Below are 15,799 nucleotides of genomic sequence, written 5' to 3'. Positions count from 1 at the left end.
GCGACAGGTTCTGCGGCGTCTCGACCGCGGTCTGGATGTAGAGGTCGCCGACATTGGGCTGGCGCAGCACCGGCATGCCCTTGCCCTTCAACCGGAACTGGCGGCCGTTCTGCGTGCCTTCCGGCACCTTCACCTTGGTCTGCGTGCCGTCGAGCGTCGTCACCTCGAAGGACCCACCGAGAGCCGCTGTCGTCATCGAGATCGGCACCTTGCAGTAGAGGTCGGCGCCGTCGCGCTGGAAGAACTCGTGCGGCTTGACCGCGAGGAAAATGTAGAGGTCGCCCGACGGGCCGCCGCGCAGGCCGGCCTCGCCCTCATTGGCCAGCCGGATGCGGGTGCCGTCCTCGATGCCGGCCGGGATGTTGACCGACAGCGAACGTTCCTCAGTGACGCGGCCCTGGCCGGCGCATTTCGGGCACGGGTCCTTGATCGTCTGGCCGCGGCCCTGGCACTGCGGGCAGGTGCGCTCGATCGAGAAGAAGCCTTGCGTGGCGCGCACCTTGCCGTGGCCGTTGCACATCGAGCAGGTGGCCGGCTGGGTGCCGGGCTTGGCGCCGCTGCCCGAACATTCAGAGCAGGAGATCGAGGCCGGCACGCGGATTTGCGCGGTCTTGCCGGAAAACGCCTCCTCCAGCGAAATCTCCATATTGTAGCGCAGGTCCGCGCCACGCTCGCGGCCGCCCGACGAGCGGCGCTGGCGGCCGCCCATCATGTCGCCGAAAATATCCTCGAAGATGTCGGCGAAGCCGCCGGCGCCGAAGCCCTGCGCGGCGCCATTCATGCCGCCATGTTCGAAGGCGGCGTGGCCGAAACGATCATAGGCCGCGCGCTTCTGCGGGTCCTTCAGCGTCTCGTAGGCTTCGTTGATTTCCTTGAACTTGTGCTCGCAGGCGTGATCGCCGGGATTGCGGTCGGGATGAAACTGCATGGCGAGCTTGCGGAAAGCGCTCTTGAGCTCCTTGTCGTCGGCGCCCTTTTGCACGCCCAGCGTCTCGTAGAAATCAGCTTTCATTTTTTCCCGCAGTCCGGATGCTCAATGTCTTGATGCACTGTTGCGTCGTTTGCCGGCACGTCGTTCCGATTTAGGTGCGATGGCGTCCAGATGCCAGTGCTGGCGCGGCCTTGCCCGCACTTTTTCATGAAGGGTTGCAAAAAAGCCCGGCCTTGCGCCGGGCTTTTCGCATTATTTGCCGTCAGGCGGCTCAGGCCGACTTCTTCTTGTCGTCGTCCTCGTCGATTTCCTCGAAATCGGCGTCGACCACGTCCGAATCCTTGGCGGCGTCCGCTTTGGCGTCGGCCTCGGCCGCTTCCTTCTGCGAGGCTTCGTACATGGCCTGGCCGAGCTTCATCGAAGCTTCGGCGAGCGCCTGCGTCTTGGCCTCGATCTCGGCCGCGTCGTCGCCTTCGGTGGCGGCCTTCAGCGCCGCGATCGCATCGGCGATCGCCGTACGGTCGGCTTCCGAGACCTTATCGCCATATTCCTTCAGCGACTTCTCCGAGGAATGCACCAGCGCCTCGGCCTGGTTGCGGGCCTCGACCACCGCGCGCCGCTTCTTGTCGGCCTCGGCATTGGCCTCGGCGTCCTTGACCATCTTCTCGATGTCGGCGTCCGAAAGGCCGCCGGAAGCCTGGATGCGGATCTGGTGCTCCTTGCCGGTGCCCTTGTCCTTGGCCGAGACGTTGACGATGCCGTTGGCGTCGATGTCGAAGGTGACCTCGATCTGCGGCACGCCGCGCGGTGCCGGCGGGATGCCGACAAGGTCGAACTGGCCGAGCAGCTTGTTGTCTGCCGCCATCTCGCGCTCGCCCTGGAAGACGCGGATCGTCACCGCCGACTGACTGTCCTCGGCGGTCGAGAACACCTGGCTCTTCTTGGTCGGGATCGTGGTGTTGCGCTCGATCAGGCGGGTGAACACGCCGCCCAGCGTCTCGATGCCGAGCGACAGCGGCGTCACGTCGAGCAGGAGCACGTCCTTGACGTCGCCCTGCAGCACGCCGGCCTGGATGGCGGCGCCAAGCGCGACGACCTCGTCCGGGTTGACGCCCTTGTGCGGGTCCTTGCCGAAGAACTGCTTCACGATCTCCTGGATCTTGGGCATGCGGGTCATGCCGCCGACCAGGACGACCTCGTCGATCTCGCCAGCCTTCAGGCCGGCATCCTTGAGCGCCGCCTTGCAGGGGTCGATCGTGCGCTGGACGAGATCCTCGACCAGGCTTTCGAACTTCGCCCTGGTCAGCTTCAGCGTCAGGTGCTTCGGCCCGGTGGCGTCGGCGGTGATGAAGGGCAGGTTGATCTCGGTCTGCGTCGTTGACGACAGCTCGATCTTGGCTTTCTCGGCCGCTTCCTTGAGACGCTGCAGGGCGAGCTTGTCGGCCTTCAGGTCGATGCCCTGCTCCTTCTTGAACTCGGCCGCCAGGTACTCGACCAGGCGCATGTCGAAATCCTCGCCGCCGAGGAAGGTGTCGCCATTGGTCGACTTCACCTCGAAGACGCCGTCGCCGATCTCGAGCACCGAAATGTCGAAGGTGCCGCCGCCAAGGTCATAGACGGCGATGGTCTTGCCGTCCTTCTTGTCGAGGCCGTAGGCAAGGGCCGCGGCCGTCGGCTCGTTGATGATGCGCAGCACTTCGAGGCCGGCGATCTTGCCGGCGTCCTTGGTCGCCTGGCGCTGGGCGTCGTTGAAATAGGCCGGAACGGTGATGACCGCCTTCTCGACCTTCTCGCCGAGATAGGCTTCCGCCGTTTCCTTCATCTTCTGCAGGATCATGGCCGAGATCTGGCTGGGCGACTGCTTCTTGCCGCCGGCCTCGACCCAGGCATCGCCATTGTCGCCCTTGACGATCTTGTAAGGGACAAGCTTCTTGTCCTTCTCCGTCACCGGATCGTCATAGCGGCGGCCGATCAGGCGCTTCACCGCGAAGATGGTGTTCTCAGGATTGGTGACCGCCTGGCGCTTGGCCGGCTGGCCGACGAGGCGTTCGCCGTCGCTCGAGATGGCGACGATCGAAGGGGTCGTGCGCGCGCCCTCCGCATTCTCGATAACCTTGGGCTCCTTGCCGTCCATGATGGCAATACAGGAGTTGGTGGTTCCGAGGTCGATACCGATTACTTTTGCCATTGTTCTAGTCTCTCCGCTAAGCAGGCTCTCAGGACCCTGATCAGGCGTTCCAACGAAAGCCCCTGTTCACAAGAAATCCCGTTCCGGCAACCGGCGTTCCGGCGCCGAACGGCTTGGCGCGTATATAAGAACAGGCTGCACGGGGCGCAAGCATTCTGCGCAAGGCGTCCACGATCCCGCCAGATGACGGGAAAAATGCCTAAATCGCGCATATCGCAGCCGATTTGCCGCCGGACACGGCCGGACTTGCACAATCCGCCGCGGGCAAAAACGTCGCAGCCGCCACAATCAGAGCCCGAACGCCTGCTGGGAAAGCGCCCGCAGCTTCGGGAAAATCGCCGTTCCGCCGGCGATCACCAGCGTTCCCTGGCTGATGACGGTTTTCGGATCCGGCTTCAGCACCGTGCCTCCGGCTTCCTCGACAAGCAGCATGCCGGCCAGGCAATCCCAGGCGTTCATGTGTTCCTCGATATAGCCGAGCAGCCGGCCGGACGCGGCATAAGCCAGCATCAGCGCACCCGACGCGTTGCGGTAGAAGACGCCGCCTTCAGCCATGATCTGGCGGATGAGCACGGCGACATGCCCGGTATCGGCCCGGTTGGACAGGCCGGTTCCCACCGATCCTTCGGTGAGGCTCGCGGCATCGCTCGCCTTGATCGGCCGGCCGTTGACGAAGGCGCCGCCATCACGATGGCAGTGGAAGGTCTCGCCGGTCGAGGGCTCGTGGATCACGCCGACGACGGTCCCGCCCTCGCGGGCGCAGGCGATCACCACGCACCAGGCCGGAATCCCGCGCACGAAATTGGCGGTGCCGTCGATCGGGTCGATCACCCAGACAAAGCCTGTCGTTCCGACGACCGGCGCATGTTCCTCGCCGACGATGCCGTCCCGCGGATAGGCGTCGGCAATGGCGGCGCGGATGAACAGCTCGACTTCGCGGTCGCCGTCCGAGACCAGGTCCTGATGGCCCTTGCTCTCGACGGTCAGGTTTTCGAGGTCGCGGAAATATTTCAGGCCGAGATCGCCGGCGCGGCGCGCAAGGTCAATGGCAAAGCGCGTTCGCGCGTCGAGGTCGTTGGTCACAGGCGTGCTCGCTGCCGGGAAAGGGTGGTCCGCCCATAGCAAAAGCCGCTGCCCTGCAAAAGCGGCAAAACCAGTGAATGGCCTCAGGCCGCCCGCGACAGCGACTTGTGGACGTCGGCAAGGATCTCGAACGAGCGCACCCTGGCCGCGTGGTCGAAGATCTGCGCCGTCACCATCAGCTCGTCGGCGCCGGTGCGGCGTACGAAGGCATCGATGCCGAGCCTCACCGTCTCCGGCGACCCGACGACGGCGCAGGACAACGCCTGGCCCAGCATGGTCTTCGCCATCGGATCCAGCGTCTGCTCGTAGCCCTCGACCGGCGGCGGCAACCGGCCGGGCCGGCCGGTGCGCAGATTGACGAAGGCCTGCTGCAGCGAAGTGAACAAATGCCGTGCCTCGGCGTCGGTTGGCGCGGCGAAGACGTTGAGGCCAAGCATGACATATGGCCTGTCGAGTTCGGCCGATGGCTGGAAGCGCGAGCGGTAGACCTCCAGTGCATGGTCTAGCTCGGCCGGTGCGAAATGCGAGGCGAAGGCGTAAGGAAGGCCGAGCAGGGCGGCGAGTTGCGCGCCGTACAGGCTGGAGCCGAGGATCCAGACCGGCACCTTTTGGCCTTCGCCGGGCACGGCGCGGATGCGTTGACCCTCCTCGGCCGGCTGGAAATAGCCCATCAGCTCGACGACGTCCTGCGGGAAATTATCGCTGGCTTCGAGATTGCGGCGCAGCGCCCTGGCGGTCATCATGTCGGTGCCCGGCGCGCGGCCTAGCCCGAGGTCGATGCGGCCGGGAAACAACGCCGCCAGCGTGCCGAACTGCTCGGCGATGACCAGCGGCGCATGGTTGGGCAGCATGATGCCGCCGGCGCCGACGCGGATCGTTTTTGTGCCCCCTGCGACATGGGCGATGACCACCGAAGTCGCGGCACTGGCTATGCCCGGCATGTTGTGATGCTCGGCCAGCCAGTAACGCCTGTAGCCGAGGCGTTCGGCATGGCGGGCGAGGTCGAGCGAGTTCGCCAGCGAGCGCGAGGCATCGCTGCCTTCGGCGATCGGCGACAGGTCAAGGACGGAAAGGGCTGTCATTTCTCAGCGCTCCACGATGCTCTTTTCCCGCAGCCTGGCCTCGAAGGCAGGCCGGTCCGGGATGACGATGTCGATCTGGTTTTCCAGCACGTCGGCAAGTTCGGCCGCCGTCGCGATCTCCCGCTGCTCGGTGCGGCCGCCGACATGATGCGTCGACAGCCGGTTGTTGCGCAGCGCGTAGCGCCGGTCGGGCAGGGCGCGCGCCGCGATCACCGAGGACAGGAAATGCGAGCTCGGATGCGTCGACAGGAAGTGGCTGCTGACCGCATAGTCGACCTCGTAGCTGCGCTGCATGTCGAAGCGGTAGACGTTGCGCCAGGCGCCGCCGAGTTCCACCTGCAGGCGGAAGTGATCGTCCGTCTCCACGAGGCGGAAGGTTTCATGCGGGGTCTGCTGCTCGGGTCCGGCTTCGAGCAGCAGCGGCGCCGTCAGCGTCAGCCCGCCGAAGCCGACATCGGCAAGATGGGTGCGGCCGTTGAGCTCGACACGCAGCAGCATGTGGCTGCGCGCGGTAACGGCGTCGTCGGTCTGGCCCCACAGGACCCGCGCGGCAAGGCCGCTCACCTCGAAGCCGAGCGCCGTCAGCGCATGCAAGAGGATCAGATTGTGCTCATAGCAATAGCCGCCGCGGCCGCGCGCCAACACCTTGTCCTGCAGCGAGGCGGGATCGAGCTTGACCGGATGCCCGAGAAACGGATCAAGGTTCTCGAACGGGATCGCCTGCGGATGCTGCCGGTGCAGCGCTTTCAGCGTCGCCAGCGACACCTCGGTCGGACCGCGATAGCCGATACGGGCGAAATAGGCATCCAGGTCGAAGGAGGCGTTGGTCATGAAGGAGGTCCGGCTTGACCGGCTCGATATAGGCACTCGCTCCGGGTCCGACAAACAGCGCGGCCAACAATTGCCGGGCTGGGTCAGGTCCGGACCTTGCCGTTCTCCTCGGCCGTATCCTCCTCGACGACGACGCTGTGCTGTGCCGCCAGGAAATTGCCGACATGGCTCAGCCCTTCGAAGTGGTCGCAGAAGACCTTGATGACGACCAGCAGCGGTACCGCCATCAGCGCGCCGACGAAGCCCCACAGCCACGACCAGAAGGCAATGGCGATGAAGACCGCCACCGCGTTGATCTCCAGGCGTCTGCCGACCACCATCGGTGTCACGAACTGGCCCTCTACCAGGTCGCACAGAAGCACGAAGGCCGGCGCCAGCAGCGCATAGGAGATCGAGTCGAAGCTGATCAGCGCGATCACCGTGACCAGCAGGATCGTCATCAGCGCCCCGACATAGGGCAGGAAGTTGAGCAAGGCGGCGGCCGCGCCCCAGACCATTGGGTTGGGCATGCCGAGCCCCCACAGGCCCAGGCCAATTACCGTGCCGAGGCCGGCATTGATGATGGTAACGGTAAGCAGGTAATGCGAGATCTCGCGCTCGACGTCGTAGACGACCCGCAAGGCCCGCTTCTTCTCGCTGAGGCTGGCGAACGACTGGATGATCTTCTCGTAGAACATCGTGCCCGAGGCGAGCAGGAACAGCGACAGCACGAAGACGATGGTGATGCCGGTGCCCGCCGACAGGATGTTGCCGGCGGCGGAAGACAACATGCCGGATTGCGCCAGCACGACCTTCTGGACGTCGGGCTCCTGCGAGGTCTCGGTCAACCCTTCCAGCTGGTGCGAGATCTGCATGATCTTTTCGAACGGCTGCCTGAGCTGTGCCAGGCGCTCGGTCAGCTGCAGGCCGATCGAGGGGGCCTTGTTGATGAGGTCAATGACCGGGCCGCTGAGCAGATAGCCGGCGCCGGCGACGAAAATCACCGACATGAGCACAAGCAGCGTTGCAGACAGCGCATCGGGCACGCCGCGCTGGCGCAGGAAGCGCACGATCGGCGTGAGCGTCAGCGCCAGCAGGAAGGCGAGGATCACCGGCATGAAGAAGGCGCGCCCGAAATAGAGCGCATAGACGGTCATCAGAATGAAGATGCCGATGAGCAGGGACCGCATCAAATGCGTGTCCGCTCGCGCGGCCTCGCGCGGGTCCGGACTCCCTGCGGCACCGGCGCTACCCGAAGCGGTCGGTTCGGCCTTCATCGCTTTCCTCGGGCACACCGCGACACGCGGCTTCCCTGCGAAAACGCTCGCGTAGCTGCAAGGTTCCGTTAGCCGGCAATGACCCCTTGGCCCGGATGGGATCAGGTCACGCGACCCGATCAGGCGACGGGCTCGGCGGGCGCGATCTTCGCGGTCTCCCTGCGGACGATCGGCGCCACCCTGGTGCCGTAGAGCTCGATCGCCTTCATGATCTTGGCGTGCGGCATGGTGCCGATCGCCATCTGCAGCAGGAAGCGGTCATTGTTGAAGATCCGGTGCTGGGCGACGATTTTCTCCGCCACCTGTTCGGGATTGCCGACGAACAAGGCGCCGTTCGGCCCGCGCGACTGGTCGAAATGCGCCCGCGAGGTCGGACCCCAGCCGCGCTCGCGGCCGATGCGGTTCATCACCTCGGCTTGCGGCGCGTAGAAATCGTCCGCCGCCTGCTCGGTGGTTTCGGCGATGAAGCCGTGCACGTTGAGGCTGGTGGCGAGGCTTGCCGGATCGTTGCCGGCCCGTCTGGCGGCCTGACGATAGACCTCGAACAGCGGCGCAAAGCGCGCCGGCTCGCCGCCGATGATGGCGAGCGCCAGCGGCAGGCCGAGCGCGCCCGCGCGGGCGGCGGACTGCGGGGTGCCACCGATGGCGATCCAGACCGGCAGTTTCTCCTGGAAGGGGCGCGGATAGACGCCACGGCCGTTGATCGGCGCGCGCAGGCGTCCTTGCCACGTCACCTTGACGTGATCGCGGATGGCGAGCAGCAGGTCGAGCTTCTCGGCGAACAGCTCGTCATAGTCTTCGAGGTTGAAGCCGAACAGCGGGAAGGATTCGATGAAGGAGCCGCGTCCGGCCATGATCTCGGCGCGGCCGCCGGACAGCAGGTCGAGCGTCGCGAACTGCTGGAAGACGCGCACCGGATCGTCGGAGGAGAGCACGGTGACAGCGCTGGTCAGCTTGATGCGCCTGGTGCGCTCGGCCGCTGCGGCAAGCGCCACGACCGGCGCCGAGGCGGCGTAGTCGGGGCGGTGGTGCTCGCCCAGTCCGAACACGTCGAGGCCGACCTGGTCGGCCAGTTCGATCTCCTCGATCAGATTGCGCAACCGCTCATGCGGGCCGATGGCGCCCGGCCCGGGTTCCGGGCTGACGTCAGCGAAAGTGTAGAGACCGAGTTCCATGCCGTGCCATCCTGATGACTTTGTTTCGATGTTTGTGCGTCGCGCTGGAGATAGCTACCCGCCCGCCGCGCCGCCAGAGGCGCGGACTGTGAACACTGCATGTCGGTTTTCGCGCGGGATTGTGACGTCTCCCAGTTGCAACAGCCCAGAATTTCATGGCTGGCATACCGTTTTGGCGCTTGAACTATCGGTTTTCGCGCGTATGTAAGCGTCGCGAATTGACTTCAGGGAAGTGGACTTGGCTATCTACAGGGAAAAAGACATTTTCGAGCGGCGCAATGCCGCGAACGAGGCAAAGAAGGCGCTTCTGGAGCGCTTCAAGTCAAAGCCGGCGGCGGACGATCCTGCAGTGCTGGCGCGACAAGCCGAACGCAAGGCAATCCTTGAGGCGCGCGCGATACGCGAAGCCGAAAAGGCCAGGCTGAAGCAGGAAAAGCTGGCCCGCGAAGCGGCTGAGAAGGCCGCGCGCGAGGCAGCTGCCGAGGCAGCGCGCATTGCCGCCGAAGAGGCGGCTGCGGCGGAGGCCAAGATCCGGGAAGCCGAAGAGAACGAGCGCATTTCCCGCTTGCTCGCCGACGAGGCCGAACGCAAGGCCAAGCGCGATGCGCGCTATGCCGCGCGCAAGGCGCGTGTCGGCCGGACGCCTCCGGGCTTCTCGGCCCGCTAACAGCGGTTTCGTTCGAAGAGCAGGTTCAGGGTCGCCAAGGGCGGCCCCGAACGCGTTTGCCGTGCGGCAAACGTCAGGCCACCAGCTTCAAGCCGACGATGCCGCAGACGATGAGGCCGATGCAGGCGAGCCGAACCACGGTCGCCGGCTCGCCGAGCAGCCAGATGCCGAGCAGCGCGGTGCCGACGGTGCCGATGCCGGTCCACACCGCATAGGCGGTGCCGACGGGCAGCGCCTTCAGCGCCAGGCCGAGCAGGCCGAGGCTGACGATCATCGAGGCGACGGTCAGCACCGTCGGCACCAGCTTAGAGAAACCGTCAGTGTATTTCAGGCCGATCGCCCAGCCGATCTCGAACAGGCCGGCGAAAAACAGGTAAATCCACGACATCGGGACGCTCCATTCGCTGCGTGCTGCCCACAAGGCGCGTTGCGGTCCAACTGTGCCGACGCGCGGAGCAGCACTGGGAGCACGGGTCGTCCCGGCCGGGTTTTGGGAGAGAAGCGAGGTCGTCCTCGCCACACTGATATAGGCAGTCCTCGGCCCAATCAACAAAACACCGGCAGCATGATCCATGCCGCCGGTTGTAAATCCGCGCCGTGACGGATCAGCCGAGGCCTATTTGTCCTTGAGCCGCGTCGCCTTCACCGGCGGCGCCTTAAGGGCCGGGGCCGCGGCGGGCTTCTTCGCGTCCTTCTTCGGCTTACGGGCTTCCTTGCCCGCCTTCATCGCACCTTTAGCCATGATTCGTTCCTCCGATTGTGGGCGATGAAGTGAAACAAGAGAAAAGCCGGACTGCAAGAGGACATTGTCGGACGCGCGTGGCGGCCTAGCCGCTGTCAACCGGTTTTCGCCGGTGAATCGCCTGTGGACCTTCGACGGCCGAGCGTTAATGCGCACCACGACGAAACGGAATCGGGCGTCGCGCTTTAAGTCTTTGTCTTGATGCTCTCCCCAAAACCGCTGCGCAGTTTTGGGCCACATGCATTAAGCTCCAGGCGTCAACCGGGACAGCGCGGCATGGCTGGGCATGGCGGATCGAAAAAGGTCATCTACGCGGCGCTTGCCGGTAATCTGGCGATCGCGTTGACCAAATTCGCCGCCGCGGCCTTCACCGGCAGTTCGGCGATGCTTTCGGAAGGCGTGCATTCGCTGGTCGACACCGGCAATGGCGGGCTGCTGCTCTACGGCATGCATCGCGCCGCCCGCCCGCCCGATCGCAGCCATCCGCTCGGCCATGGCCGCGAGCTCTATTTCTGGAGCTTCATCGTCGCCCTCCTCGTCTTCGCGCTTGGCGCCGGCGTGTCGTTCTACGAAGGCGTGGTGCACATCATGGCGCCGGAGCCGGTCGCCAATGTCATGGTCAACTATGTCGTGCTCGGCCTTTCCTTCCTGTTCGAGGGCAGTTCCTGGTATGTGGCGCTGATGGCGTTCCGCCGTGAGAAGGGCAGGCTGGGCTGGTTCGAGGCGGTGCGGCTCAGCAAGGATCCAAGCGTCTATACGGTGCTGTTCGAGGACAGCGCGGCGCTGCTCGGCCTGGTCGTCGCCTTTGCCGGCATATTGGCGGCGGAAGTCTTTGCCATGCCCGAGCTCGACGGCGCCGCCTCGATCGGCATCGCGCTGATCCTCGGCTCGACCGCGATCTTCCTGGCGCGCGAGAGCAAGGGCTTGCTCATAGGCGAGCCGGCATTGCCGGAGGTGCAGAAGAGGGTGCTGGCCATCGTGCAGCAGGATCCAGCGGTGCGGCGGGCGAACGGCGTTGTCACCGTCCATATGGGACCGCAAGAGATCGTCGCCGGCCTGAGCGTCGAGTTCGAGGACCATCTGACGGCGCCCGAGATCGAAGTCTGCGTCGAGCGGCTGGAGGCGCGGCTGAAAACCGAGATGCCGGAGATCACGCGGCTGTTCGTCAAGCCGCAGACGACCGGAACGTGGGAGCAACGCCGCAAGCTGATCGACGCGGCGTCCGGCGACCAGCCGATTTAGCCAAGTCATTGCATGGTCCGGTTGCTATCTCCAAGACTATCCAGGGAGAAGCTAGGATGAAAATCGACGGCGGGTGCCATTGCGGCGCCATCACCTACGAAGCCGAGGTCGACCCCGAAAAGACCTCGATCTGCCACTGCACGGACTGCCAGCAATTGACTGGCACAGCCTTCCGCGTGACGGTTCCAGCCCCGGAAAGCAACTATCGGATCACCAGCGGCTCGCCGAAGGTCTACATCAAGACCGGATCCTCTGGCGCCAAGCGCGCGCAGGGCTTTTGCGGCGACTGCGGCTCCCATCTCTATGCGACCTCGGTCGGCGATGGGCCGAAGATTTATGGCATCAGGGCCGGTACGTCGCGTCAGCGCGAGGAACTGATTCCGAGAAAGCAGGTCTGGCACCGCTCCGCACTGCAATGGTTGCCGGAATTCCAGGGCATGACGACCATCGAGGAGCAGTAGCGCCGCCTCAGTCGCCGTCCTCGACAACCCTCAGCCTCAACTGGCCGGTCTTGGAATCCGCCACTCTGGCGCCGGCCTCGACCCTGCCGCCGCGCGGCGCCTCCGCTTCGCCTTCGCCAAACTCCAGCGCCTCGATCTTCTGGCCGCGCTTGGTCACTTTAGACGTCGAGACCAGAATGTCGTCGATGTCCTTGGCCGACTGGGTAAAATGCGTCTGCAGCCGGCGTACCCGCTCGTCGACACGCCCCACATCCTCCATCAGCCGGATCACCTCGCCCTGGATCAGATGCGCCTGCTCGCGCATGCGGGCATCCTTCAGGATTGCCTGGATGACCTGGATCGACAGCATCAACAGCGACGGCGAGACGATGACGACGCGGGCCCGGTGCGCCTTCTGCACCACCGCCTCGAAATTCTCGTGAATCTCGGCGAATACCGATTCCGAGGGCACGAACATGAAGGCGGTGTCCTGCGTTTCGCCCTGGAGCAGGTATTTGTCGGCGATATCGCGGATATGCACCTCGATATCGCGCCGGAAGGCATGCGCCGCGGTCTTCTGCATCTCCGCGCCTTCGGCGGCGCGGATGGCGTTCCAGGCCTCCAGCGGGAATTTGGCGTCGATGGCGAGCGACGGTGCGCCGTTCGGCATACGCACCAGGCAGTCCGGCCGGCTGCCGTTCGACAAGGTCGCCTGGAATTCATAGGCACCATGCGGCAGGCCATCGGCGACGATCGTCTCCATGCGCGACTGGCCGAAGGCGCCGCGCGTCTGCTTGTTGGAGAGGATCGCCTGCAGCTGCACGACCTGGCCGGCGAGCGACTGGATGTTGCCTTGCGCGGTATCGATCACCGCCAGCCGTTCCTGCAGCTTGGCCAGGCTCTCATGCGTCGATTTGGTCTGCTCGGTCATGGTCTGGCCGATGCGGCCGGTCATGGCGTCGAGACGCTGGCCGATCGACTGGGTGAGCTCGGCCTGCCGCGCCCCGAACACTTCGGCGATAGCACCCATGCGCCCCTGCATCTCGGCCTGGGCCTGCAGGATGCCAGCCATCCGCGCCTCGGCGTCGCGTGCATGGTCGGCGGCCTCCGCCGCGGCGATCGTGCGTGCCTTGGCCGAGCGCCACAGCGCGATGACCAGCGCAACGAAGAGGCCGAGGAACAGGATCGCGCCGAAGGCCAGCATATGGCCGAGCGTGAGCGTGCTGGCGCCGAGCCGGGCCACGGGTTCGGAAAGGATGGAGCTCAGGTCGTTCATAAGGGCAGCATAGATGATTCGGCCCCCCGGCACAGATCAAAACGTGAACAGGTCAAAGCTGCCCCGGTTGACGCTTTTCGCATGACGTCTTAGGTGAGACGCCATGTCGATCAAGCCACTTGTCATTCTACCTGATCCCGTCCTGCGCCAGGTGTCCAAACCGGTCGAGCGCGTCGACGCGCCCTTGCGCAAGCTGGCTGGCGACATGCTGGACACCATGTATGACGCGCCGGGCATCGGCCTGGCGGCCATCCAGATCGGCGAGCCGCTGCGCATGCTGGTCATCGACCTTGCCAAGGAGGACGAGACGCCGGCGCCACATGTCTTCATCAATCCGGAAATCCTCGAAAGCTCCGACCAGCGTTCCGTCTATGAGGAAGGCTGCCTGTCGATTCCGGATTACTATGCCGAGGTCGAGCGTCCCGCCGCGGTGCGGGTGAAGTATCTCGACCGCGACGGCAAGCTGCAGGAGATGCAGGCCGAAGGGTTGATGGCGACCTGCCTGCAGCATGAGATCGACCATCTCAACGGCGTGCTGTTCATCGACCACATCTCGAAGCTGAAGCGCGACATGGTCGTGAAGAAATTCAGGAAGCTCGCCAGGGACAAGGCGCCGGGCAAGCTGGTGGGCTAGGGGGTACCGTTTCTTGAGTCTGGGTGCAGATATTGATATCATTGATATCAATCTGAGGCACGCTGATGGGTGACATGCTGATCAGGGGTATTCCCGAACCTTTGAAACGTGAAATCGAGCAGGCGGCCCGCATCGGCGGCCAAAGCCTGTCGGGCAAGGCCATCGATCTCCTGCGCAAGGGCATCATCGCTGAGAAGGAAGCCCGGTCGGCGCCCGGTCTTTCGGCGTGGGATTCCATTCGCTCGGTGTTCGACGCCGAAGCCAGCGACGAATTTGTCGAAACCATGGATGAAATCGAAGCGGAGCGGAAACGAGACTTCGGCCGCCCGCCAGAGGATTTCGAGTGATCGTCCTCGACACCAACGTCATTTCCGAGACCAGCAAGCCTAAGCCCGACGAGAATGTGGTCGGGTGGTTTCGCAGACAGGATCTGCTTGCACTCCATCTATGCGGCCCGGTTGTAATGGAACTGTTCTTCGGCGCGGAACGGGTTTTGAACAGGACCGGGTCGGAACGCTATGTTCGTCAACTCGACCAATTGATTTCGCAGCAGTTTGACGGCCGTGTCGTCGATTTCTCCGGTTCGATCCCTGCGCTTGCTGGGAAGCTGCGTGCTGCACGGGAGGCAGTGGGGCGTCCCATCAGCCTCTCTGACGCCATGATTGCCGCCATATGTCTGGCCCACGACGCCACGCTCGCAACGCGCGACGTGCGCGATTTCGACGGGCTTGACCTGAAGCTTGTAAACCCTTTTGAAGTGGGCGCCTAAGCCAGCACGAAAATAGGATTGCACGACAAAATGTCGCTTCGCGTCATCTTCATGGGCACGCCGGAATTTTCCGTGCCGACGCTGCGCGCGATTGCCGAAGCGGGTCACGAGATCGTCGCCGTCTACACCCAGCCGCCACGCGCCGCCGGCCGGCGCGGGCTTGAGTTGACGCCGTCGCCGGCGCAGCGCGAGGCAGAGCGGCTGGGCATAGAGGTGCGCACCCCGGCCTCGCTCAAGGGCGAGGCCGAGCAGCGGGCTTTTGCCGATTTGCGGGCCGATGTTGCGGTGGTCGTGGCCTATGGATTGCTGCTGCCGAAAGCCATTTTGGACGCGCCCCGGCTCGGCTGCCTGAACGGTCATGCCTCGCTTCTGCCGCGCTGGCGCGGTGCCGCTCCCATCCAGCGCGCCATCATGGCCGGCGATGCCGAAACCGGCATGATGGTGATGCGCATGGAAGAAGGTCTGGACACCGGCCCGGTGGCGTTGCTTGAAAAATGCGCCATCGAACCCGATATGACCGCCGGCGAACTGCATGACCGCCTCATGGCGATAGGCGCTTCGCTGATGGCCGAAGCGCTCGCGCAGTTGGGGATAAATTGTCTGACATTTACCCAACAGGCGACAGCGGGGGTGACCTACGCCCGAAAGATCGATAAATCGGAGACACGCGTAGATTGGACGCGGCCTGCCGGCGAAGTCCACAATCACATTCGCGGCCTCTCGCCCTTTCCGGGCGCGTGGTGCGAGGTCGAAATTGGCGGCCGCATGGAGCGGCTGAAACTGCTTCGTTCGACGCTCTCGGATGGCGTCGGCGAGTCGGGAGGAATTCTCGATGACCGGCTGACGGTCGCCTGCGGGTCAGGCGCGGTCCGGCTGGTCGAAGTTCAACGGGCGGGCGGAAAGCCCGCCGCCGCGCAGGAGTTTTTGCGCGGGGCCAAGATCGGAAAAGGAACGAAACTCTCATGAGCATGATGTCGATACGCGCGGCGACGCCGCGGGATCGCGAGGCGATCCGCCTCGTCGAAGAGCATGCCTTCGGCCAGCAGGCGGAGGCCGGCCTGGTCGACGCGCTGGTCACCGGCGGCGATGCCGTCGTCGAACTGGTGGCGGAAGAGGACGGCCAGGTGGTCGGCCATATCCTGTTCTCCAGGCTTTTTGTGCAGAACGGCGGCAGGCAGTTTGCCGCGGTGGCGCTGGCGCCGCTGGCGGTCGAGCCGTCCTTCCATGGCACCGGTATCGGCGGCGCCCTGATCCGCGAGGCGCATGTCCGCCTCAAGGAAGCCGACGAGCGGCTTGCCGTGGTGCTCGGCGACCCTGCCTACTACGGTCGCTTCGGCTACAGCCATGCGCGCGCCGAAAAATTCGAGAGCGAGTATCAGGGCGAGGCGCTGCAGGCACTGGCCTGGGGCGATGCACCCGAGGGCGGCAAGCTGGTCTACGCTTCGGCCTTCACCGCGCTTGCCGCCTAGGCGGCAAGCAAAGG

The 15,799-nt window shown here is 64.7% G+C and carries 18 protein-coding genes; 8 read left to right on the top strand and 10 right to left on the bottom strand.

The window, feature by feature from the left end:
* The 7 genes from dnaJ to EN745_RS03885 form a co-directional block, all read right to left on the bottom strand.
* On the bottom strand, positions 1-1,012 hold a 1,012-nt coding region (gene dnaJ, locus EN745_RS03915; protein WP_127420577.1), incomplete at its 3' end, for a molecular chaperone DnaJ.
* Between the two features lie 190 nt (positions 1,013-1,202).
* Positions 1,203-3,119: a molecular chaperone DnaK gene (gene dnaK / locus EN745_RS03910; RefSeq protein ID WP_126057217.1), complete on the bottom strand. Its 1,917-nt coding sequence runs from the start codon at positions 3,117-3,119 to the stop codon at positions 1,203-1,205.
* A 288-nt stretch (positions 3,120-3,407) separates the two neighbouring features.
* Positions 3,408-4,202 (bottom strand): inositol monophosphatase family protein, encoded by a 795-nt coding sequence (locus tag EN745_RS03905; RefSeq protein ID WP_127420576.1) that lies wholly within the window; start codon positions 4,200-4,202, stop codon positions 3,408-3,410.
* Between the two features lie 83 nt (positions 4,203-4,285).
* On the bottom strand, positions 4,286-5,284 hold the full coding sequence (locus EN745_RS03900; protein WP_127420575.1) for an LLM class flavin-dependent oxidoreductase: 999 nt from the start codon (positions 5,282-5,284) through the stop codon (positions 4,286-4,288).
* A gap of 3 nt (positions 5,285-5,287) precedes the next feature.
* Positions 5,288-6,115, bottom strand: coding sequence for an arylamine N-acetyltransferase (locus tag EN745_RS03895; RefSeq protein WP_127420574.1), 828 nt, complete (start codon positions 6,113-6,115; stop codon positions 5,288-5,290).
* A gap of 83 nt (positions 6,116-6,198) precedes the next feature.
* Positions 6,199-7,371, bottom strand: coding sequence for an AI-2E family transporter (locus tag EN745_RS03890; protein WP_126057214.1), 1,173 nt, complete (start codon positions 7,369-7,371; stop codon positions 6,199-6,201).
* 119 nt (positions 7,372-7,490) lie between these two features.
* Positions 7,491-8,546, bottom strand: coding sequence for an LLM class flavin-dependent oxidoreductase (locus EN745_RS03885; protein WP_126057213.1), 1,056 nt, complete (start codon positions 8,544-8,546; stop codon positions 7,491-7,493).
* A 238-nt stretch (positions 8,547-8,784) separates the two neighbouring features.
* On the opposite strand from EN745_RS03885, the gene EN745_RS03880 reads away from it, so the two are divergent.
* On the top strand, positions 8,785-9,213 hold the full coding sequence (locus tag EN745_RS03880) for a DUF6481 family protein (protein WP_126057212.1): 429 nt from the start codon (positions 8,785-8,787) through the stop codon (positions 9,211-9,213).
* Positions 9,214-9,286: 73 nt separating this feature from the next.
* On the opposite strand, the gene sugE is transcribed toward EN745_RS03880, so the two are convergent.
* Complete coding sequence (gene sugE, locus EN745_RS03875; protein WP_126057211.1) at positions 9,287-9,601, bottom strand: quaternary ammonium compound efflux SMR transporter SugE; 315 nt, start codon at positions 9,599-9,601, stop codon at positions 9,287-9,289.
* A 228-nt stretch (positions 9,602-9,829) separates the two neighbouring features.
* The gene (locus tag EN745_RS35940) at positions 9,830-10,195 is read right to left on the bottom strand and encodes a hypothetical protein (RefSeq protein WP_189347582.1); all 366 of its coding nucleotides are present in this window, start codon (positions 10,193-10,195) and stop codon (positions 9,830-9,832) included.
* Positions 10,196-10,231: 36 nt separating this feature from the next.
* Here EN745_RS35940 and EN745_RS03865 point away from each other — a divergent pair, with 36 nt between their 5' ends.
* Both EN745_RS03865 and EN745_RS03860 read left to right on the top strand, forming a co-directional pair.
* Positions 10,232-11,197 (top strand): cation diffusion facilitator family transporter, encoded by a 966-nt coding sequence (locus tag EN745_RS03865; RefSeq protein WP_126057210.1) that lies wholly within the window; start codon positions 10,232-10,234, stop codon positions 11,195-11,197.
* 56 nt (positions 11,198-11,253) lie between these two features.
* Positions 11,254-11,658 carry a GFA family protein gene (locus EN745_RS03860; RefSeq protein WP_126057209.1) on the top strand — a complete coding sequence of 135 codons (405 nt, stop codon included), beginning with the start codon at positions 11,254-11,256 and terminating at the stop codon, positions 11,656-11,658.
* Positions 11,659-11,665: 7 nt separating this feature from the next.
* Here EN745_RS03860 and EN745_RS03855 read toward each other — a convergent pair whose 3' ends face one another.
* Complete coding sequence (locus EN745_RS03855) at positions 11,666-12,913, bottom strand: DNA recombination protein RmuC (RefSeq protein WP_127420573.1); 1,248 nt, start codon at positions 12,911-12,913, stop codon at positions 11,666-11,668.
* Positions 12,914-13,016: 103 nt separating this feature from the next.
* Here EN745_RS03855 and def point away from each other — a divergent pair, with 103 nt between their 5' ends.
* From def to EN745_RS03830, 5 genes are all read left to right on the top strand, one after another.
* Positions 13,017-13,547, top strand: a complete 531-nt coding sequence (def, locus tag EN745_RS03850) for a peptide deformylase (protein WP_126057207.1) — start codon at positions 13,017-13,019, stop codon at positions 13,545-13,547.
* Between the two features lie 65 nt (positions 13,548-13,612).
* Complete coding sequence (locus tag EN745_RS03845; RefSeq protein ID WP_126057206.1) at positions 13,613-13,894, top strand: plasmid stabilization protein; 282 nt, start codon at positions 13,613-13,615, stop codon at positions 13,892-13,894.
* Positions 13,891-14,316 (top strand): type II toxin-antitoxin system VapC family toxin, encoded by a 426-nt coding sequence (locus EN745_RS03840; RefSeq protein ID WP_126057205.1) that lies wholly within the window; start codon positions 13,891-13,893, stop codon positions 14,314-14,316. Before EN745_RS03845 ends, EN745_RS03840 begins: the two co-directional genes overlap by 4 nt.
* Before the next feature lie 30 nt (positions 14,317-14,346).
* Positions 14,347-15,282: a methionyl-tRNA formyltransferase gene (gene fmt / locus EN745_RS03835; RefSeq protein WP_127420572.1), complete on the top strand. Its 936-nt coding sequence runs from the start codon at positions 14,347-14,349 to the stop codon at positions 15,280-15,282.
* Positions 15,279-15,785: an N-acetyltransferase gene (locus EN745_RS03830; protein WP_127420571.1), complete on the top strand. Its 507-nt coding sequence runs from the start codon at positions 15,279-15,281 to the stop codon at positions 15,783-15,785. Before fmt ends, EN745_RS03830 begins: the two co-directional genes overlap by 4 nt.
* Positions 15,786-15,799: the final 14 nt, after the last annotated feature.

This window comes from Mesorhizobium sp. M4A.F.Ca.ET.022.05.2.1, assembly GCF_003998845.1.
Lineage (GTDB): Bacteria > Pseudomonadota > Alphaproteobacteria > Rhizobiales > Rhizobiaceae > Mesorhizobium.
The sequence above is the reverse complement of the archived record's forward strand: the minus strand, read 5'-3'. Positions and strand labels throughout refer to the sequence as shown.

Bases quoted from the DNA above. Each gene is read 5' to 3' on its own strand.
- EN745_RS03860 (WP_126057209.1), top strand. From the start codon at position 11,254: ATGAAAATCGACGGCGGGTGCCATTGCGGCGCCATCACCTACGAAGCC.
- EN745_RS03865 (WP_126057210.1), top strand. From the start codon at position 10,232: ATGGCTGGGCATGGCGGATCGAAAAAGGTCATCTACGCGGCGCTTGCC.
- fmt (WP_127420572.1), top strand. From the start codon at position 14,347: ATGTCGCTTCGCGTCATCTTCATGGGCACGCCGGAATTTTCCGTGCCG.
- EN745_RS03845 (WP_126057206.1), top strand. From the start codon at position 13,613: ATGGGTGACATGCTGATCAGGGGTATTCCCGAACCTTTGAAACGTGAA.
- dnaK (WP_126057217.1), bottom strand. From the start codon at position 3,119: ATGGCAAAAGTAATCGGTATCGACCTCGGAACCACCAACTCCTGTATT.
- EN745_RS03855 (WP_127420573.1), bottom strand. From the start codon at position 12,913: ATGAACGACCTGAGCTCCATCCTTTCCGAACCCGTGGCCCGGCTCGGC.
- EN745_RS03890 (WP_126057214.1), bottom strand. From the start codon at position 7,371: ATGAAGGCCGAACCGACCGCTTCGGGTAGCGCCGGTGCCGCAGGGAGT.
- EN745_RS03900 (WP_127420575.1), bottom strand. From the start codon at position 5,284: ATGACAGCCCTTTCCGTCCTTGACCTGTCGCCGATCGCCGAAGGCAGC.
- EN745_RS35940 (WP_189347582.1), bottom strand. From the start codon at position 10,195: ATGTGGCCCAAAACTGCGCAGCGGTTTTGGGGAGAGCATCAAGACAAA.
- sugE (WP_126057211.1), bottom strand. From the start codon at position 9,601: ATGTCGTGGATTTACCTGTTTTTCGCCGGCCTGTTCGAGATCGGCTGG.
- EN745_RS03895 (WP_127420574.1), bottom strand. From the start codon at position 6,115: ATGACCAACGCCTCCTTCGACCTGGATGCCTATTTCGCCCGTATCGGC.
- EN745_RS03830 (WP_127420571.1), top strand. From the start codon at position 15,279: ATGAGCATGATGTCGATACGCGCGGCGACGCCGCGGGATCGCGAGGCG.
- def (WP_126057207.1), top strand. From the start codon at position 13,017: ATGTCGATCAAGCCACTTGTCATTCTACCTGATCCCGTCCTGCGCCAG.
- EN745_RS03885 (WP_126057213.1), bottom strand. From the start codon at position 8,546: ATGGAACTCGGTCTCTACACTTTCGCTGACGTCAGCCCGGAACCCGGG.